The sequence below is a fragment of the Limnobacter sp. genome (genome assembly GCF_036846585.1).
Classification (GTDB): domain Bacteria; phylum Pseudomonadota; class Gammaproteobacteria; order Burkholderiales; family Burkholderiaceae_B; genus Limnobacter.
The window spans coordinates 1-24,049 of record NZ_DAIUBR010000030.1 but is presented as its reverse complement, the minus strand read 5'-3'; the positions used below and the strand labels follow the sequence as shown (position 1 = coordinate 24,049).

The window sequence follows — 24,049 nt, the reverse complement described above, 5'->3', positions numbered from 1 at the left end:
CTCCTTGCATGTCTTCCGAAACCCGTCCAACCACCAGAAGTGCAATCGTGATTCCAAATACTCCTCAGAGCCGCCGCCCAACACATCAAGTGGATGTTCGCTGGAAAGAGCACGTGGTTTCAATCGGTGGTGGGGCGCCTGTGCTAGTGCAGTCGATGACCAACACCGACACGGCAGATGCTTTGAACACGGCCTTGCAAATCAAGGCGCTGTACCTGGCGGGTAGCGAAATGGTGCGCATTACGGTGAACAACGATGCGTCTGCCGAGGCTGTGCCCTATATTCGTGAGCAACTGGACAAAATGCGCATTCCGGTGCCGCTGGTGGGCGACTTCCATTACAACGGTCACTTGCTGCTGCAAAAGTATCCTGATTGCGCCAGGGCGCTTTCCAAATATCGAATCAACCCCGGCAATGTGGGCTCGTCCCGCTCCCGCGACGACAATTTTGCATCCATGATTGCAATTGCCGCCGAGCACGACAAGCCTGTTCGGATTGGCGTGAACTGGGGCAGCCTGGATCAAAACCTGCTGGCCCGCATGATGGATGAGAACGGCAAAAAAGCCGACCCTTTGCCCGCCCAGCAGTTAATGTACCAAGCGCTGATCGAGTCAGCTGTCAGCAGCGCGCACAAAGCGGTTGATCTGGGCTTGCCCGCCAATAAAATTGTGCTGTCATGCAAGGTTAGCCAAGTGCAGGATTTGATTGCGGTGTACCGCGAGTTGGCCGGCCGCAGTGAATTTCCGCTGCATTTGGGGCTGACCGAAGCCGGTATGGGCACCAAAGGCATTGTGGCTTCCACCGCGGCTTTGTCTGTCTTGCTGCAGGAAGGCATTGGCGACACCATTCGGGTGTCGCTGACCCCAGAACCCAACGGCGACCGCTGCAAGGAAGTGCTGGTTGGTCAGGAAATTTTGCAGTCGCTGGGCTTGCGCGCTTTTACCCCACAGGTGATTGCCTGCCCGGGTTGTGGCCGCACCACCAGCACCGTGTTTCAGGAATTGGCCGATCAAATTCAAACCTACCTGCGCGACCAAATGCCCATCTGGAAAAACCAGTATGTGGGTGTTGAGGAAATGAAGGTTGCTGTGATGGGTTGTGTTGTCAATGGCCCGGGCGAAAGCAAGCATGCTGACATCGGCATTTCCTTGCCCGGAACCGGAGAAGCACCTTCTGCCCCGGTGTTTTTGGACGGCAAACGCACGGTGACCCTGAAAGGCGAGAACATTGCTCAGGAATTTCAGGCAATTGTGCAGCGTTATGTAGAGCAAAGGTACGCAGGCGGCAACAAGTAGCCCAAGAATAGGCGACAATACCGGGTTGAGAAATTAAGTTGAATGCGTCAATGAGTCATCCTGAGTCGCCGGAACCATCCAAAGCCAAAAAGCAACCCCGACTTCAATCCGTCAAGGGAATGAACGATGTCTTGCCCGTAGAAGGCATTCATTGGGAAAACCTGGAGGTCATGCTGCGTGAGTGGTTGACTTCCTATGGTTACCGCTTGATCAAAACCCCTGTGCTGGAACCCACATCGTTGTTTCGCCGGGGCATTGGTGAAGTCACCGACATTGTCGAAAAAGAGATGTTCAGTTTTGTTGATCGCCTGAACGGTGATGAACTGACCTTGCGCCCTGAATTCACTGCGGGAATTGCGCGTGCCACCATTCAACACAACCTGACCTACGCGGCGCCTCAGCGCGTGTACTCCATGGGCCCGGTGTTTCGCCATGAGCGCCCCCAGCGTGGCCGCTACAGGCAGTTCCACCAACTGGATGTGGAAGCGCTTGGTTTTGCCGGCCCCGACATTGACGCTGAGTTGATTGTGATGCTTTCACGTTTGTGGCGTGAAATGGGCCTTGAAGACGTGCGGCTTGAAATCAATTGCCTGGGTGAAGCACAGGAACGTTTGACCCACAGGCAGGCTTTGATTACCTATTTTGAAGCGCACGCCGAGTTGTTGGATGAAGATGCAAAGCGCCGCCTGCACAGCAACCCCCTGCGCATTCTGGATACGAAAAATCCCACCATGCAAGACATGGTCAACGGTGCGCCCCGTTTGTCGGAATTTTTGGGAACGGAATCGCTGGTACATTATCAGGGCGTCAAGCGCCTGCTTGATGACGCAGGTGTGCGTTACGTCGAAAATCCGCGCCTGGTGCGCGGGCTCGATTACTACAACCTGACCGTGTTTGAATGGATTACCGATGCCTTGGGTACCCAGGGCACCATTTGCGGTGGTGGCCGTTACGATGGCCTGATCGAAGTGCTGGGTGGCAAGCACACCCCCGCCATTGGCTTTGCCATTGGCCTGGAACGTTTGCTTGAGCTGTACCTGGAAATGAACCAGCCCGATGACACCGCTGATCTGGATGTGTATGTGGTTCACCAGGGTGAAGGCACGGCGCGCCGCGCGTTTACCCTGGCCGAAGAATTGCGTGATGCCGGGTTTGCTGTGGTTTTGCACGCCGGTGGCGGTGGTTTCAAAAGTCAGATGAAGCGCGCAGATGTTAGCGGTGCTGCCGTGGCGGTTATTCTGGGCGAGAACGAATTGAATACGGGCACGGCCGCAGTGAAAGTATTGCGTGGCGAAAGCACGCAGCAGGAATTCAAACAAGAGGGATTGGCCGAAGCCATTTTCGGCCTGCTTTACGGAGAAGGAGAGGAGTCTTGAGTCGATACAGCCTTGAAGAGCAGGAACAACTGGCCAGTTTGAAAGCATTTTGGTCCAAATACGGCAATTTCATTTTGACCGTGTTGATTCTTGTGTTCGGTGCCTTTGCATTGAACAATGGTTGGAAGTGGTGGCAAGCGCGCCAGTCCTCTGATTCTGTTGTTGTGTATGAAAAGTTGCAGGCAGCGGTTGATCAAGGTGATCTGGAGCTGGCAGGCCAAATTCAGAAAACCCTTGCAGATGAGCACGCACGCTCGCCGTACGCACAACGTGGTGCCTTGCTGGCAGCCAAAGCTTATTTTGATCAAGGCAAGCTTGATGAAGCCAAAGCCCAGCTTCAGTGGGCCACGCAAGAGGCTCGGCTGGACGAATATGAAGCAACAGCGCGTTTGTTGTTGAGTGCAATTTTGATTGAGCAGTCCGACTTCGAAGGGGCCAAGGCAGCTTTGGGAGAAAGTCTTCCGGGCTTTGATGGCCTGTTTCATGACCGTTTGGGCGACTTGGCTTTGGCGCAAAAAGATGTGGCAACCGCGCGCAAGGAATATGAACTGGCGCAAAGCACCATTCAAGCCGACAGCCCGTGGAAGCAAGTAATTGAGCGCAAAATCAGTGCCTTGCCCAAAACTGGAGATCAAGTGAATGAGTGAGCCAATGAAGCAAGCCATCAAAATGACATTCGCTGTTGCAGTTCTGGCTTTGCTGGGCGGCTGCGCAACAATCAGCTCGACCATGAGCAGCCTGAACCCTTTTGGCGGTGGCTCTGTTAAACCTGCCGCGCTGCAGGAATTTACGCCTCAGCTCAAAGTGGCCAACGCCTGGTCCGTGGATGTAGGGGATTCAAAGCAGGGCACATTTGCCCCCGTGTTGCTGGATTCCACGGTGTACGCTGCGTCTGAAGAGGGGCAGTTGATTGCGGTCGACAAAGCCACCGGCAAAACCAGATGGAAAGTGAAAGTGGGTTCCAAATTGAAGGCCGGCGTGGCCGCAACCCTGGACACCGTGGCTGTAATTGACGTGAACAACAACCTGATCGCTTTTGATCTGGATGGCAAACAGAAATGGCAAACCGGCATTGGTAGCGATGTCAGCAGCGTGCCTGTGGGTGCCTCGGGGACCATTCTGGTTCGGGGCATTGATTTCTCGGTGATTGCCTATTCTGCATCGAACGGCGGCCAGCGCTGGAAATACACACGCCAGTTGCCACCTTTGACCTTGCGCGTGAATAGCCCTGTGGACGTGAACAACGCACGGGTGTATGCAGGTTTCCCCGGCGGTCGTCTGGTTGCGCTGGACTTGAATGCAGGCACTGTAGCTTGGGAAGGGGCTTTGGCCTCGCCCACAGGCACCACTGAGATTGAGCGCATCGCCGATGTAACAGGCACGCCTGTTTACAACTTCCGGGAAGTGTGTGCTGCGGCATTCCAGGGTAAATTGGGTTGTCTGGATGCGGTAAGTGCACGCCCCATCTGGACAGTTGATTTTTCCGCACCCAGCGGCGCATCGGTTGATGACCGTTACATGATTGCCCCGAATGAATTGGGTGATATGTTTGCGTTTTCCCGAAGTGGTGGCAAGCAGGTTTGGAAAATCGAAAACTTCCAGCGCCGCCTGCCGACCACTCCAGCCGTAATTGGCCGCGCGGTGGCCGTGGGTGATTTTGAAGGATATGTTCATTTCATTGAACGAGACACAGGCAAAACCATTGCGCGAACGAAAGTGGGTTCTACCACATTCACCAGCCAGCCTGTGCCTGTCGAAACCGAGGCACTGATTGTGCAATCGCGTGGCGGCAGTGTGGCCCTGATATCTGTCCAGTAAAGTAAAACATGAAACCTGTCATTGCCCTGGTTGGGCGCCCAAACGTGGGCAAGTCCACATTGTTCAATCGCTTGACCCGAACAAGAGACGCCCTGGTGGCCAACCAGCCTGGCTTAACCCGTGACCGCCACTACGGTTTGGGCAGAATCGGCCCGCGCGAATACCTGGTGGTTGATACTGGTGGCCTTGAGCCTGTGGCCAAGGAAGGCATTTACGCCGAGATGGCCAAGCAAAGCCGCCAGGCTATTCTTGAATCGGATCTGGTTCTGTTCATTGTGGATGGCAGGCAGGGTGTAACCCCGCATGACCACGTGATCGCGGCCGAACTGCGCAAGGCCAAGCGCGAAGTCATTTTGGTGGTCAACAAAACCGAGGGCTACACGCACTCGATGGCGGCTGCCGATTTCTTTGAGTTGGGTTTAGGCGAACCGGAAACCATTTCTGCAAGCCACGGCGATGGCGTGCGCCAGTTGATGGACATGGCCTGCGAAAAGCTGCCTGTGCTGCCTGAAGATGACGAAGGTGGACGCCGTATCAAGGTGGCCATTGCCGGGCGGCCGAATGTGGGCAAGTCCACCATGGTGAACACGCTGCTGGGTGAAGAACGCGTGATTGCGTTCGATTTGCCCGGCACCACCCGCGACAGTATTTACATCGATTTCGAACGCAATGACAAGCCCTACACCCTGATTGATACCGCTGGCTTGCGCAAGCGTGGCAAGGTGTTTGAGTCAGTTGAAAAGTTTTCAGTGATCAAAACCCTGCAAGCTATTGAAGACGCCAATGTGGTGATCTTGATGCTGGATGCACAGCAGGACATTTCCGATCAGGATGCCTCAATCGCTGGTTTTATTGTAGAAGCAGGGCGCTCGCTGGTGTTGGCTGTGAACAAGTGGGACAGCCTGGACGATTACCGCAAGGAACGCATCAAGGCAGAAGTTGGGCGCAAGCTGACCTTCCTGAGTTACGCGAAGTTTCACTACGTGTCGGCCACCAAGCCTTTCGGCATTGCGGCCATGATGAAATCAGTGGACGAAGCGCACGCTGCTGCGTTTGCGAAGTTGTCCACGCCCAAACTGACACGCCTGATTCAAGAGTGCGTTGAGCACCAGCAACCGCCGCGCAAAGGCATTTTCCGGCCCAAGTTACGTTATGCCCACCAGGGCGGACAGAACCCGCCCATCGTGATTGTTCACGGTACTGCACTGGATGCAATTCCCGACAATTACAAGCGCTACCTGGAAACCCGAATTCGCGAGCGATTCAAGCTGGATGGCACGCCGCTTCGGGTTGAATTCCGAAGCAACGTGAACCCGTTTGACAAAAAAGATTAAAACGGAATTTTGCGGGTCAGGATGTCCTTGTACATCACCCAGTCACCCATGAAGCTGTAAAGCGGATACTTGAATGTGGCTGGGCGGTTCTTCTCGAAAAAGAAATGACCTACCCATGCAAATGCATATCCCACTAGCAGACCAGACAGCAGCCAGACCGGCTGGCCGGTTGTAATCAGCTTGAACAGGCAAATCAATGCAAGTGTAGAGCCCACAAAGTGCAGGCGTCTGCAGATCAAATTGTTGTGTTCAGCCAGATAAAAAGGATAGAAGTCCGCGAACGTTTGAAATCGGTTTCCGGTTTTTGGCATGTTGGTGTCTCCATTTGTTTGTTTTTGTACGTTCTAGTTTACAGCCTTGGCCGCTTCTGGCCTGCCTCTGGACAAAAATTTAGACTTGAAAGCTTTGCCAGTTCGGGTAGGATGAATAAAAACATCACAAGAATATTCTAGGAGGTTTGCGATGCAAGTCAAAGAAGTGCTGCGAGTGAAGGGAAACACGCTGTTCACAGTGACACCGGACACGCATTTATCCGATTGCGTGGTAACCATGGCCGATCATGATGTGGGTTCACTGGTGGTGATGGACAAAGGTGAATTGGCTGGCATCGTCACCTTCCGGGAAGTTATTCGAGTGCTGGCCAAGCGCCAGAAAGAACAGCGCACTGGCCCGACGCCACCCGTGGCGGAAATCGTGGTGCGGGAGGTGATGAACCCGGCGCCAACGGTGGCCACGCTTGACATGGAAGTGGACAGCTTGCGCAAATTGATGTTGGAAAACCACCAGCGTTATTTGCCCGTGATGGATGGCAGCACGTTGTGTGGCGTGATTTCTTTTCACGATGTGGCCAAGGCGGTGCTGGAAGAGCAAGGGTTTGAGAACAAGATGCTCAAGGGCTATATCCGCGATTGGCCGATGGAAGAAAACAGCAATTGAGTAGCCAATGAGTGGTAACGACGTGAAAAAGCGTATTGCGATTGTTGGTGCGGGCATAGCCGGTTTGGCCTGTGCCCGTGAATTGGTTCAACATGGTCACGATGTGCATGTTTTTGAGAAAAGCCGTGGCCCGGGCGGGCGCATGCCCACGCGTTGGCTGAATCGAGATGTTGAGCCGCCTGTTGGTTTTGATCACGGCACGCAGTATTTTCAGGCCACAGCCCCGGCATTTGCAGACTTGCTTGCGCAGGCTGAGGCGGCGGGTGCCGTGGCGCAGTGGCGCGGCAAAGTTGTTGATCTGGGTTATGGCCTGACCAAGTTGCACACCAGTGACACGGTGCGTTGGGTCGGTGCGCCTGGTATGGCGAGTCTGGCCCGTTTTATGTCGCAGGGATTGAATATTAGTCTTCAGTCCCGCGTGGCGGGGATGTGCCGGGTGGGCGACAAATATCAACTGACCCTGCATTTGGCTGATGGTACCGTACAGGTCGAATCGGGTTTTGATGCGGTGGTTTGTGCTGTTCCTGCCGAGCAGGTGGTGCCCCTGTTTGAAGGTGTACATGAACCTTTGGCGTCCATGGCTGCTGGTGTTCATTCCAATGTCACGTGGGCGCTGATGCTGACCCCGCGTGAGGCTTTAAAAGTTGATTTTGACGGAGCATTTGTGGTTGACAGCCCGCTGGGCTGGATTTGTCGCGATTCCTCCAAGCCCGGCAGGGCGGTGGGTGATCGTTGGCTGTTGCAAGCCACTGCAGATTGGTCGGGGCAGCACAAAGACTATTCCAGCGACGAAGTGAGCAAAATGTTGCTGGACGTGTTTTGCAATGTCACCGGGCAACTGGTTGAAGAACCTTTGGCAGTGGTGGCACACCGCTGGTTGTATTCCTTGCCGATCAACCCCTTGGATATCCGGTGCTACTTTGATGAAGACCACATGCTGGGTGCCTGTGGTGACTGGTTAAGTGGTGCCCGTGTTGAAGATGCGTTTTTAAGTGGTCATGCACTTGGAAATCAGATGTTGCACAGCTTCAATTCCACATTGATTCAGTAGCAATCGCGTGTGCTCAGCGCCCGCGCTGCTCAGGCGCGGGATATTCCGATAAAATAATGTTTTGCCTAACGAGTGAATACGCATGTCCGGAAGCAGCCTGGGTCGCCTTTTTGTGGTCAGTAATTTTGGGGAAAGCCATGGGCCAGCCATTGGTTGTGTTGTGGATGGCTGCCCACCCGGATTGCCCCTGACCTCAGCCGATTTGCAGGCCGACCTGGATCGGCGCAAGCCCGGTACATCGCGCCACGTCACCCAGCGCCAAGAGGCAGACCAGGTTGAAATTCTATCCGGTGTGTTTGAAGGCGTCACCACCGGTGCCCCCATTGGTTTGCTGATTCGCAACCAGGACCAACGCAGCAAAGATTACGGCAATATCATGGACACGTTTCGTCCGGGCCATGCCGATTACACCTACTGGCACAAATACGGCATTCGCGATTATCGCGGTGGTGGCCGATCTTCAGCCAGAATGACTGCACCCATGGTGGCGGCAGGGGCCATTGCCAAGAAATGGCTTGCCGGTACATTGGGTATTCAGATTCGTGGTTGCATGACTCAGATCGGCGAAGTCGATATTCCATTTTCTACCTGGAATGACGTGCATACAAACCCGTTTTTTGCACCGAATAACAGCAAGGTTGCCGAGCTGGAAGCCTACATGGATGCCCTGAGAAAGTCGGGCGATTCTTGTGGTGCCGGCTTGCGTGTGCAAGCGACAGGGGTGCCTGTTGGTTTGGGGGCGCCTTTGTACGACAAGCTGGACGCTGACATTGCCCATGCCATGATGAGCATCAATGCTGTGAAAGGCGTTGAAATTGGCGCCGGCTTTGCTTGCATTGCACAAAAGGGTTCCGAGCATGGCGACGAAATGACGCCTGAAGGTTTTGGATCCAACCATGCGGGCGGTATTTTGGGCGGTATTTCCACTGGGCAAGACATCGAAGTGCGCATGGCCATCAAACCCACGTCCAGCATTCGATTGCCCAGAAAGTCGATCGACAAGGCGGGCAATCCCATTGAAGTAGAAACATTTGGTCGCCACGATCCTTGCGTGGGCATTCGCGCCACACCGATTGCCGAAGCCATGCTGGCGTTGGTGATCATGGATCACATGCTGGTTCACCGCGCACAGTGCGGCGATGTAAAGGTGGATACCCCGCAAATTCCATCCGGTATTTCAAATTATTAATTTTCATCATTGAAGCAGGTGGGGCAGTTGCAACTGGGCTGGTTGGCACTTTTCTATGCTGCGTATTTCGCGTTTGTCGGCCTGTATTCACCTTTTCTTGGCCCTTACCTGAAGTCGATCGGGCACAGCCTGGATGTGATTGCGCTGGCCTTGGGCATGATGCAACTGATGCGCATTGTGGGCCCCTTTGCCTGGGGGTGGCTGGCCGATCACACGGGTAACCGTGTGCGCTGGATTCGTGCGGGCACATTCGCGGGGTTTTTCTTTGCAGTGCTGGCATTTTTGAATCAGCAAACCCCTTCAAACCTGATCGTGCTGGTGCTGCTGCTGAATTTAAGCATTTCAGGGCTGGTGCCGATGTCCGATTCCTACGCCATGGAACGCTGTGCTGGTTGCACCGGTCAGTACGGCAAGGTTCGTTTGTACGGTTCGCTCGGTTTTGTGGTGGCTGTGCTGGTGTTTGGGGCTGTTGCTGACCAATTCGGATTTACTTCCTATCCGTTTTGGGCCTGCGCCATGTTGCTGCTGGGGTTTGTCGCAGCCTTGAAATTCACACCCGATTCGCAACGTGTTTCCCATGTTGATGACACGCCTGGTTTGACAGGAAGCGGTTTCAGGCGCCTGCTGTTTCCGGGGCCCATGCCCATGTTCTGGCTGGCCGCGTTTTTCATGATTTTCGCGCATGGTGTGTTCTACGCCTACTTTTCGCTTTACTTGCTGGAATTCAATTATTCGGAACTCAGCATTGGTGGTTTGTGGGCCTTCGGCGTGATGTGCGAGGTGGTGTTTTTTGCACTGCAAACCCGGTTTTTCAAGCGTTTGTCATTGAATGCCTGGTTGTGCATCAGTTTCGGAACCTGTGCATTTCGTTTCGCATTAACGGCCGCATTTCCCGAATTCGGTTGGGTCATGGTGTTCGCTCAAGGTTTGCATGCGCTTACCTTTGCTGCCCATCACACAGCCACCATTTCATGGCTTCGGGAAAACCTGCCTGTCAACCTGGTGGTTCGCGGGCAGGCCATGTATGCCACCATTGCGTATGGTTTGGGGGGTTCTGCGGGAACATTGCTGGGCCGTTTTGCCTGGGAATGGGGCGGGCCAGCCAGTGCTTTTGTCATGGCCGCTGTTGGTGGCTTGCTGGCGCTGGCCCTGGGTTTGCGTTTTACAATTGCCCGGACCGGTGCAGGTGGGGCACTTTTGTCGAGATAAACTGTCGAAACTGTCAACTGGGCATGGTCGGCTTTCGTTCCTATCAAGCAGGTTTCTACTGACAATCAAAGGTGAAAAAATATGGTGTTTTCCGGCATTAAGCGTCGTGCCTCAATGGCTTTGGTTCTGGCTTGTTCAAGCACGGTGCTTGCTGCCTGCTTGACCACGCAAACAACGTCGGGTGGTGCTGTGGGCGTTGAGCGTTCGCAGTTCGTGTTGGTGTCTTCTGCTGAGGTAGATGCCGCAGCATCAAAAGCTTATGCAGATGTAATTGCCAAGGCACAGAAAGAAGGCAAGCTGAACAAGGATGCCAAACAGGTGGCCCGCGTGCGGGCAATTGCCAATCGCCTTATTCCACAAACTGTGGCGTTTCGTCAGGATGCGCCTCAGTGGAAATGGGAGGTCAATGTGATTGAGTCTGATCAGTTGAACGCCTGGTGCATGGCCGGTGGAAAAATCGCTTTCTATTCAGCGCTGATCGAGAAGCTGCAACTGACCGACGATGAAATTGCAGCCATCATGGGCCACGAAATTGCCCACGCCCTGCGCGAGCACAGCAGGGAACGAATTTCCCAACAATTGGCCACATCGGTGGGCCTTGATCTGCTGTCTGTGGGTTTTGGTTTGTCGCGCGGCGCATCTGATCTGGCTGGCATGGCTGCCAACGTGGCCATTTCCTTGCCGTATGGCCGTTCGCATGAAGTGGAGTCCGATCGCATTGGTGTTGAACTTGCTGCGCGTGCCGGCTACAACCCGCGTGCTGCCATCAGCGTTTGGCAGAAAATGGGCAAGGCCGGTGGTGGTTCGCCCCCCGAGTTGTTGTCAACCCACCCATCGCCTGAAAACCGCATGCGTGATCTGGAAGATTATTCTGTTCGGGTGCAACCCCTGTACGAGCAGGCCAGGAAGCGGTAAATCGATTATTTGCAGTACAGCCTTGCTGGCTATGCTGCAAGGCTGGTGGCGGCTATGGCATAATAAGGGGTTATTCCTTAGGCAATTTAGCTGCAAGCAGGGCTTTGACAATGGCAAAAACTCTTTACGACAAACTCTGGGAAAATCATGTGGTGCGTACCGAAGAGGACGGCACCTCACTGATTTACATTGACCGCCATTTGCTGCACGAGGTCACCAGCCCCCAAGCCTTTGAGGGCCTGGAGTTGGCAGGGCGCGACCTGTGGCGCAACAGCGCCAACCTGGCGGTGGTAGACCACAACGTACCCACCACGGATCGATCCAAGGGCATTGCCGATCCCACGTCACGCCTGCAGGTTGAAACCCTGGACAAAAACGCCAAAGCCTACGGTTTGACTTACTTTGATATCCAAGACCTGCGCCAGGGCATTGTTCACGTGATCGGCCCGGAACAAGGCGCAACCTTGCCCGGCATGACCGTGGTGTGCGGCGATTCCCACACCAGCACGCATGGCGCCATTGGCGCACTGGCGTTTGGCATTGGTACATCGGAAGTTGAGCACGTCATGGCCACCCAGTGCTTGCTGATGAAAAAAGCAAAAAACATGTTGGTGCGTGTCGAGGGCACCTTGGGCAAGGGCGTGTCTGCCAAAGACGTGATTCTGGCCATCATTGGCAAAATCGGTACAGCAGGTGGCACAGGTTACGCCATTGAATTTGCAGGTTCGGCTATTCGCAGTTTGTCCGTTGAGGGCCGCATGACCATCTGTAACATGGCCATTGAGGGTGGAGCACGTTCCGGCGTGGTCGCCGTGGACGACAAAACGATTGAATACGTTAAAGGTCGCCCATTCAGCCCGAAGGGCGATATGTGGGACACGGCAGTGGCTTACTGGAAAACCCTGCATTCCGACGATGGCGCGCAGTTTGACCATGTGGTTGAACTGAAGGCCGAAGACATTGAACCGCAGGTCAGCTGGGGAACATCGCCAGAGATGGTGACCGATGTTCATGGTGTGGTGCCTGACCCTGCCGGTGTTGCTGATCCCGTCAAGCGTCAAGGCTACGAGCGCGCGCTGCAGTACATGGGATTGAAGCCCCTGCAAAAGATCGAAGACATTTCCGTGGATACCGTGTTCATCGGTTCTTGCACCAATTCACGCATTGAAGACCTGCGCGATGCCGCAGCCGTGGTGAAGGGCAAGAAAAAGGCCAGTTCGGTGAAATTGGCCATGGTGGTTCCAGGTTCTGGCTTGGTGAAAGCCCAGGCCGAGCAGGAAGGTTTGGACAAAATATTTCTGGCAGCTGGTTTTGAGTGGCGCGAGCCAGGCTGTTCCATGTGCTTGGCGATGAACGCCGACCGCTTGGGCAGTGGCGAACGGTGTGCATCCACCAGCAACCGGAATTTTGAAGGACGTCAGGGTGCTGGAGGCCGTACACACCTTGTCAGCCCAGCCATGGCGGCTGCGGCAGCGATTGCAGGCCATTTCACTGATTCCAGAAATTTCTAAAACAAAGGAGTGTTTGTCATGAAGATGATTTCCGTATTCTTGCTTGCCCTGTCCACCCTGTCATTGTCAGCCTGTAACACGGTTGAAGGCATGGGCAAAGACATCAAGGCTGGTGGTGAAGCCATTGAGCGCTCTGCTGACGAAAACAAGAAGTAATCATTGACGGATCAATTATGGACAAATTTGTAACCCACACTGGCATTGCTGTTGCGCTGAATCGCGCGAACGTGGACACCGACGCCATTATCCCGAAACAGTTCTTGAAAAGCATCAAGCGCACGGGTTTTGGCGAACATCTGTTTGACGGATGGCGTTATCTGGATGAAGGTGAGCCGGGTGTGGATTGCACCAAGCGTCCGTTGAATCCTGATTTCGAGCTGAACAGGGCAGAGTTTCAGGGCGGCACCGTGCTGGTGGCGGGCCCCAACTTCGGTTGTGGTTCCTCGCGCGAGCATGCGCCCTGGGCTCTTCAGCAGTATGGTTTCAAGGCTGTTATTTCCAGCAGTTTTGCCGATATTTTCTTCAACAATTGCTTTAAAAATGGCTTTTTGCCCCTTGTTTTAAAAGAAGATGAAGTGAAGGAAATTTTCGCGTTGATTGATGCCAAACCTGGCATTGAAATCACCGTAAGCCTTGAGAACCAGACTGTGGGTATCGCCGGGAAAAATTACAGCTTCAATGTGGATGCATTTCGCAAGCACTGCTTGATGAATGGTTTCGATGACATTGGTTTGACCCTTCAGCACCGCGATGAAATTATCGCTTTTGAAAAGAATCGTTTGGCCCAGCAGCCATGGCTGGCCAACACCATCTGATAGCGACAATCCGAGAAAGAGAATGACTTTAAAAATTGCCGTGATGCCCGGTGACGGCATTGGTCCCGAAATTACAGCGCAAGCTGTGAAAGTGCTTGAAGCCCTTAAAACCGACGGCCTGAACATCGAGTTTGAACACGCGTTGATTGGTGGTGTGGCGTATCGTGAAAAAGGTGTGCCGCTGCCCGATGAAACCGTGGCGCTGGCCAAGGCATCGGACGCCGTGTTGTTTGGTGCTGTGGGCGATTTTTCGCTCGATACGCTGCCACGCCACCTGCGCCCCGAGCAAGCCATTCTGGGCATTCGCAAGGCATTGAACCTGTTTGCCAATTTCCGCCCTGCCATGGTGTACGAAGAGCTGGCCGATGCGTCCACCCTGCGTCCGGAAGTTGTGGCGGGCCTGGATATTTTGATTGTTCGTGAACTGACTGGCGATATTTATTTCGGTACGCCACGCGGCAACCGAATTGTTGAAGATGGCCCTTTTAAGGGCGAGCGCGAAGCATTCGACACCATGCGTTACGCCGAAACCGAGATTCGCCGCATTGCACATGTGGCGTTCCAGGCTGCGAAAAAACGCGGTGGAAAATTGTGTTCTGTGGACAAGGCCAATGTGCTGGAAACCACTCAGTTTTGGCGCGACATTGTGACCGAAGTTGGTAAGGAATACACTGACGTTGAACTAAGCCACATGTACGTGGATAACTGCGCCATGCAGTTGCTGAAAAACCCAAAGCAGTTCGACGTCATCGTGACTGGCAACCTGTTCGGTGATATTTTGTCAGACGAAGCGTCCATGTTGACGGGCTCCATTGGCATGTTGCCATCGGCTTCGTTGAATGAGTCGAATTTTGGCCTGTATGAGCCTATTCACGGTTCAGCGCCCGACATCGCCGGAAAAGACCTGGCCAATCCCATGGCCACCGTGTTGTCTGCAGCCATGATGTTGCGCTACACCTTTGGCTTTGAAGAGTACGCTACGCGCATTGAAAATGCTGTGAAAGCTGTGTTGGCCACCGGGCCACGCACTGGTGACATTTGGCGTGATGGCAAGGTGCGCACAGGCACTGCCGGCATGGGTGACGCGATTGTTGCGGCATTGGCCAAGCAATAGTCAATCGTAATTCAAGAATTTAAAAGTACTGGAGTTTTTTATGTTGAAAGTTGGCTTGATTGGATGGCGTGGCATGGTGGGTTCCGTGCTCATGCAACGCATGCAGGAAGAGAATGATTTCGCGCACTTTGAGCCGATTTTCTTCTCGACATCCAATGCGGGTGGCAAGGCCCCGGCTTTCGCGGGCAGCGCAGGCCCACTGCAAGATGCAAACAACATTGACGCCTTGAAGCAGATGGACGTGGTGTTGACTTGCCAGGGGGGCGATTACACCAACGAAGTGTTTCCCAAGCTGCGCGAAGCAGGGTGGAACGGTTACTGGATTGACGCGGCTTCCAGCCTGCGCATGAAGGACGACGCCATCATTGTTCTTGACCCCGTGAACATGAATGTGATCAAGGACGGCCTGACCAAAGGCATCAAAAACTACGTGGGTGGCAATTGCACCGTGTCGCTGATGCTGATGGCGCTGGGTGGTTTGTTCCAGAATGACAAAATTGAGTGGATTACTTCCATGACCTATCAGGCTGCGTCGGGTGCTGGTGCGCAAAACATGCGTGAACTGATTTCCCAGATGGGCAGTATTCATGGTTCAGTGAAAGACCTGTTGGCCGACCCGGCGTCTGCCATTCTGGAAATTGACCGCAAGGTAGCCCAGCACATCAATTCCGATGCATACCCCACTGACAACTTTGGTGTGCCCCTGGGTGGCAGCCTGATTCCATGGATTGACAAAGACCTGGGCAATGGCCAGTCCAAGGAGGAATGGAAGGGGGGCGCAGAAACCAACAAAATTCTGGGCAAACCCGTAATGGGTACCCCGGGCTGCGTGCCTGTGGATGGCCTTTGCGTGCGTGTGGGTGCCATGCGTTGTCATTCACAAGCCTTGACCATCAAGCTAAAGCAAGACATTCCTTTAAGCGAGATTAATGACATGCTTGCCGCGGCCAATGATTGGGTTAAAGTGGTGCCCAATGAACGCGATGCATCCATGCGCGATTTGACCCCGGCTGCCGTAACCGGCCGCATGCATGTGCCAGTGGGTCGTCTGCGTAAAATGGCGATGGGCGGCAATTATCTAAGCGCGTTTACCGTGGGTGATCAATTGTTGTGGGGTGCTGCAGAACCATTGCGCCGCATGTTGAGAATTTTGATCGAACGCTAAACTGCATCGATATTGACCAAACAGCTACCGAGCGTGGCTTGAACATTCATGGAGTAAGCGGGTGAGGCATACCAAAAGAAAGATTCTGCCCTTTGTTTTTGCATCAGGATTGTTGGCAAGCTCCCTCGCGCAGGCTGCGCAGCTCGGCAAGCTGGAAGTACTTTCCGGCGCTGGTGAGCCTTTTCTGGCGCAAATTCAGGTTGATCTGGTGTTGCCGGAAGAACGTGCATCGCTGCAGGCCAAACTGGCTTCTGCTGAAGCTTTCAAAGCTGCCCGCCTGACGCTGGATCCCAATTTGAAGAATCTTCAGTTTGCGGTTCAGGATGGCAGCCAGCCAGGTACGGCGCTGGTCAAAATTACCTCTGCGCAGCCTTTGCCTGCAGGATTTATCGACACGCTTGTTGAATTGACCTGGGTTGGTGGCCGGGTTGCCCGTGAATACACCTTGACCATTCCGGTTGGGCAGGCCAAATCAGAACAGCCGGTGACCCGTTTGCCTGAAATTCGTCCCCCCATGGCACCGCCATCCGAGGCCAAGCCCGTTGCACCGGCAGCACCGGCAGCACCGGTCGCGCCTCCTGCAGCACCCGCACCCACGCTGGCACCTGAGGGCACGCGACAAATTGTGCGCGGTGATACCTTGTCGGAATTGGCACAAGAGCTTGCGGGTGATGGTGTCACGCTGAATCAGGCCATGGCCGCGCTTTACGAAGCCAACAAGGATTCTTTCATCAATGGCAGTGTGCATCTGATCCGCGAAGGGGCTCAAATTCAGGTGCCCAACCGGGCGGCCCTGCGTGCGCGGTCGGCCAATGAAGCATTGCTGATTCTTGCCCAAAACGACGATCGAAATGTGTATTCCGCCTATGCGCGCCAAATTGGCTTGTTGACTGTGGAAAATCAAAGTACTGCTGCTGCGTCCACCAGTTCACAGGGCAGCATTGCGCCGCAGGAAAAGCCTGTTGAGGGCAATGCCGCGCAGGCTGACCGACTGCAAATTGCACCCGGTGCAGCACAAGGTGGCGGCAGTGTTGATAGCAATGCAGAAGAATTGCTGGCCAAAAGCAAGGCACTTTCAGAAGCCAATGAACGCATTGCACTGCTGGAAAAGAATGTCAGCGATTTGCAGCGTTTGCTTGACATGCAAAATGACGTGGTTGCGGATGAATCTGCGGCTTCAGTTAATGCCGCAGAAGGCGATCCAGATAGTCTTGCCCTGGAAGACAGTGCAGCCCCGGTGGATGTGCCTTCGGAGACCCTGTCTGAAGATGCTGCGCAAACCCCGGCCCTCAATGGTGAAGCAGGCGAGGGCGTAGAGCCCCCGGTTGTTGAAACCCCTGTACAGGAAGATACGCCTTTTGACTGGATGCCCTGGCTGCTTGCTGGCGCGGGCGGTTTGGCGGTGTTGCTTGTGTTGTTGCTGATTGCGCGTGCACGCCGCAACAAAAAACAGGATGACGAAGACACCGAACAGGATGACGAGCTGGATTTCAGCGAGGTAAAAGAGTTTGATGAAGCCGTTGCCGCAGCCGGCGTGGGCGTTGCAGAGGAAAAAGCAATTGGCTTGAACAAGTCTGAAAGTTCAGACTTTGACTTGGATGAAGTGCTTAACGAACGTTTGAAGCCCGTCGAGCCGGAGGACGAGGTCACTCAGGTTGTTCAGGCAGATCCCGAGCTAACCGATGATATTCCTGAGCTGAAAGAAGAGTCTGAAGAGGCCATGCAGCAAACTGATTCGCTCAATAGCGATGTCAAGCTGAGTTTTCCCGAGGATGAACCAGTGGTTGAGAAGGACAATCCGATTTTCGACGATCTGGAGATGCTGGAGAAGGGCGCTTTGTCTGCACAGGAAGAACTGGATCAAATTCGCAAGCAGCCTTTGCCTGGGCACCAAGCTGATGAGAAAGAAGTTTCTGATGCTTTCGATGATTTGGTTGATGCGGAGTTACCCGAGACGGCAGTAAGCGAGGATCAAGTGAGTTCAAAGGCTGGGTTGGCTGCAGATGCTGTTCCCGAATCGGATTTTGATCAGGCCATGGTCGAACTGGACGTGGATGTACCCAATCCAAAGGTTGACGATGCAACCTGGCAGGAAGTGGCCACCAAACTGGATTTGGCGGGTGCTTACGTTGAAATTGGTGACGCGGACGGTGCCAAAGAATTGCTGAACGAGATTGTCAACAAGGGTGATGTGGACCAGGTTCGCAAAGCCAAGGCGCTTTTGGCCAGCCTGAACTAGATGAACCGGGTGGCCTTGGGCCTTTGTTATGATGGCCATGACTTTGAAGGTTGGCAAACCCAGCCCCATGGCCGCACCGTACAAGACCACCTGACCAAAGCCATCGAGGCGATTGCCCATGAACCGCTGGTGTTGGTGTGTGCAGGCAGAACCGACACTGGCGTGCACGCGCGCCAGCAGGTGGTACATTTTGACACCTTGGCAGACAGGCCTTTGTCAGCTTGGGTCAAGGGGGTGAACAACACCTTGCCCGCCAGTGTGTCGGTGTTGGGCGCCAAGGTGCTTGATGACGGGTTTCATGCGCGTTTCAGCGCAATTTCAAGAACGTATCGTTACTATTTTTACAGCGCACCCGTGCGTGATCCATTCAAGCGTTTCATGACCTGGGTGCATTACCCGCTCGACCTTGACGCCATGCGCCGCGCAAGCGCCTGCCTGATTGGCACCCACGATTTCAGCGCATTTCGCGCCTCGCAGTGCCAGGCCGCAAGCCCTGTTCGCACCCTGCACGCCATGAATCTGGTTGAGCAAAAGGATCATGCCTTCTTTGAAATTCACGGCAACGCCTTTTTGCACCACATGGTCAGAAACCTGATGGGCAGTTTGATGGAAGTGGGCTTGCACCGGCAGCCCGAGTATTGGCTGCGAGAAGTGCTTGAATTGAAGAATAGAAGCCTGGCTGCAAAAACTTATCCGGCACAGGGTTTAAGCTTGTGGAATATTGAATATCCACCGCAGTACGGTATACAGGAATTGTTTGCATGAGAACCCGAATCAAACTGTGCGGCTTTCAGACCGAGGACACCGTTCGTGCTGCAGCACAGGCTGGTGCCGACGCCGTGGGCTTTGTGTTTTATCCACTTTCCCCACGAAATATTGCACCTGCCGAGGCAGGAAGACTGGCCCGGTACATGGGTGCCTGGCAAACCCCGGTGGCCCTGTTTGTGAACCCGCAGCCTGAACTGGTTCAAAGCGTGATTGCTGAAATACCCCATGTGCTGTTGCAGTTTCACGGCGACGAAAACGCTGAATTCTGTGAAAGTTTTGGTAGACCGTTCATCAAAGCCATACGCATGAAAGCCGATGTGGATTTGCTGGCGGAAAGTGTACGGTTTCATGCAGCACAGGCCTTGCTTGTGGATTCATGGAGCGAAGCGTATGGTGGAACAGGGCATACTTTTGACTGGTCTTTGCTGCCCAAACCGGGTGAATTGAAGCAGGCTTTGGTATTATCCGGAGGGTTGGACGAAAGCAATGTGGCGCAGGCCATTTTGAGCCTGAAGCCCTATGGCGTGGACGTGTCCAGTGGCATTGAATCCGCGCGCGGTGTTAAAAGTGTCGAAAAAATTGAAAAGTTCTGCAAGGCGGTTCAGAAAGCCGATGCAGGGCTGTTGTAAGTGAACCCAGTTAGAGCAGCATCATGAACAAACCCTATGAATTTCCAGATGCCACCGGCCACTTCGGCCCCTATGGTGGCACTTTTGTGTCTGAAACCCTGGTTCACGCCCTGGAAGAACTGAAAAGCGTTTATGCCCACTACCAGAATGACCCCGAGTTTCTGGCTGAGTTTGAAAATGAATTGAAGTATTTTGTGGGGCGTCCCAGCCCGATTTACCATGCCAAACGGTGGTCTGAACTGGTGGGCGGTGCACAAATCTACTTCAAGCGCGAAGACCTGAACCACACGGGTGCCCACAAGGTGAACAACTGCATCGGGCAGGCCATGCTTGCCAAGCGGATGGGCAAACCCCGCGTGATCGCCGAAACAGGAGCAGGTCAGCATGGTGTGGCCACGGCCACGGTGGCGGCACGCTATGGTATGAAATGTGTTGTCTACATGGGTCAGGAAGACGTGGCCCGTCAGGCACAAAACGTGTTTCGCATGAAGTTGTTGGGTGCAGAAGTGATACCGGTTACCTCCGGTTCCCGCACCCTGAAAGATGCGCTGAACGAAGCCATGCGTGACTGGGTCACCAACGTGGAAGACACTTTCTACATCATTGGCACAGTGGCAGGCCCACACCCTTACCCCATGCTGGTTCGCGACTTTCAAAGCATTATCGGCCGCGAGAGCATTGAACAAATGCCACTGATGGCTGGCAAGCAACCAGACTATGTGTTGGCATGCGTGGGTGGCGGATCCAACGCCATGGGTATTTTTCATCCATACCTGAGTGTTGATGGCGTGCAGTTGATCGGCATTGAAGCGGCGGGTGAGGGTATTGAAACCGGCAAGCATGCGGCTTCCCTGAGTGCAGGCACGCCCGGCGTGTTACACGGCAACCGCACCTACCTGTTGCAAAGCGACGACGGACAAATTATTGAAACCCATTCAGTGTCGGCTGGCCTGGACTATCCCGGTGTTGGCCCAGAACACGCCTGGCTGAAAGATTCAGGCCGTGCGCAATATGTGGGAATTACCGATGCGGAAGCGCTGGAAGCCTTTCACCAGTGCTGCCGTATTGAAGGTATCATTCCCGCGCTGGAAAGCAGCCATGCGCTTGCGCATGCTGCCAAGTTGGCCAAAACCCTGTCGAAAGACAAAGTGATTCTGGTGAATTTGTCTGGTCGTGGCGACAAAGACATGCACACTGTGGCACGGCTGAGCGGCGCAGAGTTTTATTGCCACCCCGATTGCAAAACAGGCGCAGAAATGGCCTGCAATAAAAAATAAATTCCAAGAACCATGTCAAGAATAAAAGCAGTATTCAAGAAGCTGAAAGAAGAGGGCCGCAAAGGCCTGATTCCGTTTGTTACCGGTGGTGATCCGGAACCGGGCCAAACCGTGGCCATGTTGCATGCGCTGGCCGGTGCGGGTTCGGATGTCATCGAGCTGGGCGTGCCTTTTTCTGACCCCATGGCCGATGGCCCCGTGATTCAGCGTTCCAGCGAACGTGCCCTTGCCAAAGGCGTTACATCCAGAAAGATTCTGGACTACGTGGCCGAATTTCGTCAAACCAACCAGCACACGCCAATTGTATTGATGGGCTATGCCAATCCCATTGAGCGCATGGGTGTAGAGAAGTTTGTCAGCGAGGCAAAAAAAGCCGGGGTGGATGGCGTTCTGGTGGTGGACTATCCGCCCGAGGAATCCATCGAGTTTGCCCAATACCTGCGGGCTGCCGAACTGGATCCCATCTTTTTGCTGGCACCTACTTCGTCGGATGAACGCATTGAAAAAGTGGCCAAGGCCGCCAGCGGTTACGTGTATTACGTGTCGCTGAAAGGTGTAACCGGCGCACAAAACCTGAATGCAGCAGAGGTTAGTTCGAAGTTGCCCACCATTCGTAAACACACGGATGTGCCTGTGGGCGTTGGTTTTGGCATTCGCGATGCGGAATCTGCCTGCCGTGTGGCACAGTCTGCCGATGCCGTGGTGATTGGTTCAGCCTTGATTCAAACCCTGGAAGCAGGCAGCCCGCAAGAGGCCGCCGCTTTGGCGGGCAAGTTCATTGCCCCAATTCGCGCTGCGCTTGATGCGCAATACAGCGCAAAATAAAAAACCTCAGCAAGGGAAACGTGTATGAGTTGGTTAGACAAAATAATTCCACCGCGCATTTCATCCAAAATACCGGGTGACGCAGCCAAAAAAAGTGTGCCGGAAGGCATTTGGGCCAAGTGCAAAAGCTGTGATGCCGTGCTGTACCAAAACGATCTGGTCAGCAACGCCATGGTGTGCCCATCGTGCACTTACCACATGCGAATTGGGTCGCGGGAACGTTTGAACCTGTTGTTCGACAACGACGAGCGTGTTGAAATCGGGCAGGAAGTCACACCGATGGACACCCTGAAATTCAAAGACAGCAAAAGCTACACAGCGCGCTTGAACGAAGCCAAGGAAGCCACTGGCGAGACTGACGCATTGGTGGTTCAAAAAGGCATGATGAACGGCGTGGAAGTGGTGATTGCCTGTTTTGAATTTGATTTCATGGGCGGTTCCATGGGTTCCGTGGTTGGCGAGCGTTTTTGCCGGGGTGTACAAGCTGCGCTTGATGCCAAGGTGCCCTTCATCAGCATTGCAGCATCGGGTGGGGCGCGCATGCAGGAAGGTTTGGGTTCACTGATGCAAATGGCGAAAACTTCCGCCATGCTGGCCAAATTAAGCCAGGCCAAACTGCCATATATTTCTGTGTTGACCGACCCGACGATGGGTGGCGTGTCTGCCAGCTTTGCCTTTTTGGGCGATGTGGTGGTGGCTGAACCCAAAGCCCTGATTGGTTTTGCAGGGCCCCGCGTGATAGAGCAAACCGTGCGCCAGACTTTGCCCGAGGGTTTTCAGCGTGCCGAGTTTTTGATGGAAAAGGGCGCAGTGGATTGCATCGTGGACCGCCGGGAAATGAAGAAAACCCTGGCAAGCCTGTTGGCTTTGCTGATGAAAAAGCAGCTTGATCAGGCTGCCTGAAAGTGCTTAAACAAATGCCGATGAAACCCCAGGCCGATGCCACGCTGAACGAGTGGCTGGCCTACCTTGAGTCAATTCACAGCAAGCCTATCGACATGGGGCTGGATCGCGTGAAGGTGGTTCAACAACACATGAATTTCTCGCTGAAAGGCGTGGTGTTCACCGTGGCGGGCACCAATGGCAAGGGTTCAACTTGCGCAATGCTGGAAAGCATTCTGGTTCAGGCAGGCTACAAGGTCGGCATGTACACTTCGCCGCACCTGATTCGCTTCACCGAGCGCGCCCGTATCAATGGCGAGGAGGTGGTTGAACATGATTTGATCGCCGCCTTTGAGCAGGTTGAAAATGCCCGAACGGCCACGTCGATATCCCTTACCTATTTTGAATTCACCACACTGGCCGTGGCTTGGGTGTTTGCCCAGCTTGAACTGGATGCGGTTGTGCTGGAGGTTGGCTTGGGTGGGCGCCTCGATGCTGTGAATGTTTTCGACACCGATTGTGCAATTTGCACCAGTGTTGACATAGATCACCAGGCCTTTTTGGGGCCTGACCGGGAAAGTATTGGCCGTGAAAAGGCAGGCATTTTCCGCGCAGGAAAACCTGCAATTGTGGGCGACCCCAAACCGCCACAAAGCGTGATTGACCATGCCAGTTCCATTGGTGCCGATCTGTGGTTGTTCGCACGCGATTTCAACTACAGTGGCGACAAACAACAGTGGGCTTATGGTGGTCGCAACATGCGCCGCGCCGCGCTTGCTTACCCTGCCTTGCGGGGCACCAACCAGTTGTTGAATGCGTCTGCCGCGCTGGCTGCGCTGGAAGCGGTGCGTGAGCGTTTGCCCGTGCCTGCGCAGTCCATTCGTCAGGGCTTTTTACTGGTTGAGTGGCCTGGGCGTTTTCAGGTGTTGCCGGGTCAACCCACGGTTGTACTGGACGTTGGGCACAATCCCCATGCAGCTGCACATTTGCGGGAAAGCCTCGACAACATGGGGTTTTTCCCCTACACCCATTGCATTTTCGGCATGCTGGCTGATAAAGATGCTGTAGAGGTGGTCAAGGCCTTGAAAGACCGTGTGGACCACTGGCACCTGGTGCCACTGGAAGGCGACCGTGGTCGAACCACCGGGCAATTGATGCAGCAGTTGGCGCTGGCTGGTGTGGATGCAGCGGCCTTTGACTGGGCGGCCAATTCGCAGGCACTGGCCAAAGGTGGTATTGCCAGGCAGCCGCCAGAAAAAAGTGTGCAGAGTTACGAGAGTGTGAGCCAAGCGTATGCGGTGGTCACTTCTGCAGTGCCGCCCAATGATAGAATTCTCGTTTTTGGATCCTTCCTGGTTGTGGCGCAAGCCATGCAAGCCAAAGAAGCGCTTCGAAAACGTCCCGGTTAATTTATTTCAGGAGTGCAGGTGAGTTCAAATTCGCGTTCTACTGCCAGGAACAAAGTCAACAACGATCCGGTTGACGAGTTAAAACGCAGATCCAGAAGGCGATTGGTTGGTTCAATTGCATTGTTTCTTGCAGCCATTATCATTGTTCCTGCCCTGGTCGAGAATGAACCCTCACAAACTCCCAGCGATGTTGAGCTGGTGGTTCCTGAACGGCCTTCCGCAGAAATTCCTGCCGCCGCTGAAAACGAAGTCGCGCAAAAACCCGCACCAACTGTTCTTGAGGCACCCAAAG

Annotated in this window: 23 protein-coding genes and 1 pseudogene; 23 read left to right on the top strand and 1 reads right to left on the bottom strand. The window is 54.2% G+C overall.

Translation table 11 applies throughout. The features are described from left to right. Nucleotides 1-8: 8 nt before the first annotated feature. From ispG to der, 5 genes are read left to right on the top strand one after another with little or no spacing between them, the layout of a single operon-like run. The gene (gene ispG / locus V7028_RS12505) at nucleotides 9-1,295 is read left to right on the top strand and encodes a flavodoxin-dependent (E)-4-hydroxy-3-methylbut-2-enyl-diphosphate synthase (RefSeq protein ID WP_334120416.1); all 1,287 of its coding nucleotides are present in this window, start codon (nucleotides 9-11) and stop codon (nucleotides 1,293-1,295) included. Between the two features lie 50 nt (nucleotides 1,296-1,345). Continuing rightward, entirely contained in the window at nucleotides 1,346-2,671 is a 1,326-nt protein-coding gene (gene hisS, locus V7028_RS12500; RefSeq protein ID WP_334120415.1) for a histidine--tRNA ligase, read from the top strand. Further along, nucleotides 2,668-3,318: a YfgM family protein gene (locus V7028_RS12495; protein WP_334120414.1), complete on the top strand. Its 651-nt coding sequence runs from the start codon at nucleotides 2,668-2,670 to the stop codon at nucleotides 3,316-3,318. Before hisS ends, V7028_RS12495 begins: the two co-directional genes overlap by 4 nt. Beyond that, nucleotides 3,311-4,489: an outer membrane protein assembly factor BamB gene (gene bamB, locus V7028_RS12490; RefSeq protein WP_334120413.1), complete on the top strand. Its 1,179-nt coding sequence runs from the start codon at nucleotides 3,311-3,313 to the stop codon at nucleotides 4,487-4,489. Before V7028_RS12495 ends, bamB begins: the two co-directional genes overlap by 8 nt. Nucleotides 4,490-4,497: 8 nt before the next feature. Further along, entirely contained in the window at nucleotides 4,498-5,823 is a 1,326-nt protein-coding gene (gene der, locus V7028_RS12485; RefSeq protein ID WP_334120412.1) for a ribosome biogenesis GTPase Der, read from the top strand. On the opposite strand, the gene V7028_RS12480 is transcribed toward der, so the two are convergent. Continuing rightward, a complete protein-coding gene (locus tag V7028_RS12480; RefSeq protein WP_334120411.1) occupies nucleotides 5,820-6,134 on the bottom strand; it encodes an Mpo1-like protein in 315 nt (104 codons plus the stop codon). The genes der and V7028_RS12480 overlap by 4 nt on opposite strands. Nucleotides 6,135-6,285: 151 nt before the next feature. Between V7028_RS12480 and V7028_RS12475 the strand changes: the two genes are divergently transcribed. The 18 genes and pseudogenes from V7028_RS12475 to V7028_RS12390 form a co-directional block, all read left to right on the top strand. Then, nucleotides 6,286-6,759, top strand: a complete 474-nt coding sequence (locus V7028_RS12475; RefSeq protein ID WP_334120410.1) for a CBS domain-containing protein — start codon at nucleotides 6,286-6,288, stop codon at nucleotides 6,757-6,759. 7 nt (nucleotides 6,760-6,766) lie between these two features. Further along, nucleotides 6,767-7,810: an NAD(P)/FAD-dependent oxidoreductase gene (locus V7028_RS12470; protein WP_334120409.1), complete on the top strand. Its 1,044-nt coding sequence runs from the start codon at nucleotides 6,767-6,769 to the stop codon at nucleotides 7,808-7,810. Between the two features lie 82 nt (nucleotides 7,811-7,892). Then, complete coding sequence (gene aroC, locus V7028_RS12465; protein ID WP_334120408.1) at nucleotides 7,893-8,999, top strand: chorismate synthase; 1,107 nt, start codon at nucleotides 7,893-7,895, stop codon at nucleotides 8,997-8,999. Nucleotides 9,000-9,026: 27 nt separating this feature from the next. After that, nucleotides 9,027-10,208 (top strand): MFS transporter, encoded by a 1,182-nt coding sequence (locus V7028_RS12460; RefSeq protein ID WP_334120407.1) that lies wholly within the window; start codon nucleotides 9,027-9,029, stop codon nucleotides 10,206-10,208. Nucleotides 10,209-10,289: 81 nt separating this feature from the next. Continuing rightward, nucleotides 10,290-11,123, top strand: coding sequence for a M48 family metallopeptidase (locus V7028_RS12455; protein WP_334120406.1), 834 nt, complete (start codon nucleotides 10,290-10,292; stop codon nucleotides 11,121-11,123). Between the two features lie 110 nt (nucleotides 11,124-11,233). Beyond that, nucleotides 11,234-12,634 carry a 3-isopropylmalate dehydratase large subunit gene (leuC, locus tag V7028_RS12450; protein WP_334120405.1) on the top strand — a complete coding sequence of 467 codons (1,401 nt, stop codon included), beginning with the start codon at nucleotides 11,234-11,236 and terminating at the stop codon, nucleotides 12,632-12,634. A gap of 18 nt (nucleotides 12,635-12,652) precedes the next feature. After that, nucleotides 12,653-12,790 carry an entericidin A/B family lipoprotein gene (locus V7028_RS12445; RefSeq protein ID WP_334120404.1) on the top strand — a complete coding sequence of 46 codons (138 nt, stop codon included), beginning with the start codon at nucleotides 12,653-12,655 and terminating at the stop codon, nucleotides 12,788-12,790. A gap of 17 nt (nucleotides 12,791-12,807) precedes the next feature. After that, on the top strand, nucleotides 12,808-13,449 hold the full coding sequence (gene leuD / locus V7028_RS12440) for a 3-isopropylmalate dehydratase small subunit (protein ID WP_334120403.1): 642 nt from the start codon (nucleotides 12,808-12,810) through the stop codon (nucleotides 13,447-13,449). A gap of 22 nt (nucleotides 13,450-13,471) precedes the next feature. Beyond that, nucleotides 13,472-14,563, top strand: a complete 1,092-nt coding sequence (gene leuB / locus V7028_RS12435) for a 3-isopropylmalate dehydrogenase (RefSeq protein ID WP_334120402.1) — start codon at nucleotides 13,472-13,474, stop codon at nucleotides 14,561-14,563. A gap of 43 nt (nucleotides 14,564-14,606) precedes the next feature. Next, complete coding sequence (gene asd, locus V7028_RS12430; RefSeq protein WP_334120422.1) at nucleotides 14,607-15,728, top strand: aspartate-semialdehyde dehydrogenase; 1,122 nt, start codon at nucleotides 14,607-14,609, stop codon at nucleotides 15,726-15,728. 112 nt (nucleotides 15,729-15,840) lie between these two features. Continuing rightward, on the top strand, nucleotides 15,841-17,967 hold the full coding sequence (locus tag V7028_RS12425; RefSeq protein WP_334120401.1) for a FimV/HubP family polar landmark protein: 2,127 nt from the start codon (nucleotides 15,841-15,843) through the stop codon (nucleotides 17,965-17,967). After that, complete coding sequence (gene truA / locus V7028_RS12420) at nucleotides 17,968-18,732, top strand: tRNA pseudouridine(38-40) synthase TruA (RefSeq protein WP_334120400.1); 765 nt, start codon at nucleotides 17,968-17,970, stop codon at nucleotides 18,730-18,732. It begins immediately after the preceding gene. After that, nucleotides 18,729-19,364 carry a phosphoribosylanthranilate isomerase gene (locus tag V7028_RS12415; protein ID WP_334120399.1) on the top strand — a complete coding sequence of 212 codons (636 nt, stop codon included), beginning with the start codon at nucleotides 18,729-18,731 and terminating at the stop codon, nucleotides 19,362-19,364. Before truA ends, V7028_RS12415 begins: the two co-directional genes overlap by 4 nt. Before the next feature lie 23 nt (nucleotides 19,365-19,387). Next, entirely contained in the window at nucleotides 19,388-20,641 is a 1,254-nt protein-coding gene (gene trpB / locus V7028_RS12410; protein WP_334120398.1) for a tryptophan synthase subunit beta, read from the top strand. A gap of 12 nt (nucleotides 20,642-20,653) precedes the next feature. Further along, complete coding sequence (gene trpA, locus V7028_RS12405; RefSeq protein WP_334120397.1) at nucleotides 20,654-21,466, top strand: tryptophan synthase subunit alpha; 813 nt, start codon at nucleotides 20,654-20,656, stop codon at nucleotides 21,464-21,466. A 24-nt stretch (nucleotides 21,467-21,490) separates the two neighbouring features. After that, the gene (gene accD, locus V7028_RS12400; RefSeq protein ID WP_334120396.1) at nucleotides 21,491-22,369 is read left to right on the top strand and encodes an acetyl-CoA carboxylase, carboxyltransferase subunit beta; all 879 of its coding nucleotides are present in this window, start codon (nucleotides 21,491-21,493) and stop codon (nucleotides 22,367-22,369) included. Nucleotides 22,370-22,383: 14 nt separating this feature from the next. Further along, complete coding sequence (gene folC, locus V7028_RS12395) at nucleotides 22,384-23,757, top strand: bifunctional tetrahydrofolate synthase/dihydrofolate synthase (protein ID WP_334120395.1); 1,374 nt, start codon at nucleotides 22,384-22,386, stop codon at nucleotides 23,755-23,757. Between the two features lie 18 nt (nucleotides 23,758-23,775). Beyond that, nucleotides 23,776-24,049, top strand: a pseudogene (locus tag V7028_RS12390) (hypothetical protein); the annotation flags it as partial.

Bases quoted from the DNA above. Each gene is read 5' to 3' on its own strand.
- leuC (WP_334120405.1), top strand. From the start codon at position 11,234: ATGGCAAAAACTCTTTACGACAAACTCTGGGAAAATCATGTGGTGCGT.
- trpA (WP_334120397.1), top strand. From the start codon at position 20,654: ATGTCAAGAATAAAAGCAGTATTCAAGAAGCTGAAAGAAGAGGGCCGC.
- V7028_RS12480 (WP_334120411.1), bottom strand. From the start codon at position 6,134: ATGCCAAAAACCGGAAACCGATTTCAAACGTTCGCGGACTTCTATCCT.
- V7028_RS12445 (WP_334120404.1), top strand. From the start codon at position 12,653: ATGAAGATGATTTCCGTATTCTTGCTTGCCCTGTCCACCCTGTCATTG.
- folC (WP_334120395.1), top strand. From the start codon at position 22,384: ATGCCGATGAAACCCCAGGCCGATGCCACGCTGAACGAGTGGCTGGCC.
- V7028_RS12415 (WP_334120399.1), top strand. From the start codon at position 18,729: ATGAGAACCCGAATCAAACTGTGCGGCTTTCAGACCGAGGACACCGTT.
- hisS (WP_334120415.1), top strand. From the start codon at position 1,346: ATGAGTCATCCTGAGTCGCCGGAACCATCCAAAGCCAAAAAGCAACCC.
- V7028_RS12475 (WP_334120410.1), top strand. From the start codon at position 6,286: ATGCAAGTCAAAGAAGTGCTGCGAGTGAAGGGAAACACGCTGTTCACA.
- accD (WP_334120396.1), top strand. From the start codon at position 21,491: ATGAGTTGGTTAGACAAAATAATTCCACCGCGCATTTCATCCAAAATA.
- leuB (WP_334120402.1), top strand. From the start codon at position 13,472: ATGACTTTAAAAATTGCCGTGATGCCCGGTGACGGCATTGGTCCCGAA.
- truA (WP_334120400.1), top strand. From the start codon at position 17,968: ATGAACCGGGTGGCCTTGGGCCTTTGTTATGATGGCCATGACTTTGAA.
- bamB (WP_334120413.1), top strand. From the start codon at position 3,311: ATGAGTGAGCCAATGAAGCAAGCCATCAAAATGACATTCGCTGTTGCA.
- V7028_RS12470 (WP_334120409.1), top strand. From the start codon at position 6,767: ATGAGTGGTAACGACGTGAAAAAGCGTATTGCGATTGTTGGTGCGGGC.
- der (WP_334120412.1), top strand. From the start codon at position 4,498: ATGAAACCTGTCATTGCCCTGGTTGGGCGCCCAAACGTGGGCAAGTCC.
- leuD (WP_334120403.1), top strand. From the start codon at position 12,808: ATGGACAAATTTGTAACCCACACTGGCATTGCTGTTGCGCTGAATCGC.
- trpB (WP_334120398.1), top strand. From the start codon at position 19,388: ATGAACAAACCCTATGAATTTCCAGATGCCACCGGCCACTTCGGCCCC.
- aroC (WP_334120408.1), top strand. From the start codon at position 7,893: ATGTCCGGAAGCAGCCTGGGTCGCCTTTTTGTGGTCAGTAATTTTGGG.
- V7028_RS12455 (WP_334120406.1), top strand. From the start codon at position 10,290: ATGGTGTTTTCCGGCATTAAGCGTCGTGCCTCAATGGCTTTGGTTCTG.
- ispG (WP_334120416.1), top strand. From the start codon at position 9: ATGTCTTCCGAAACCCGTCCAACCACCAGAAGTGCAATCGTGATTCCA.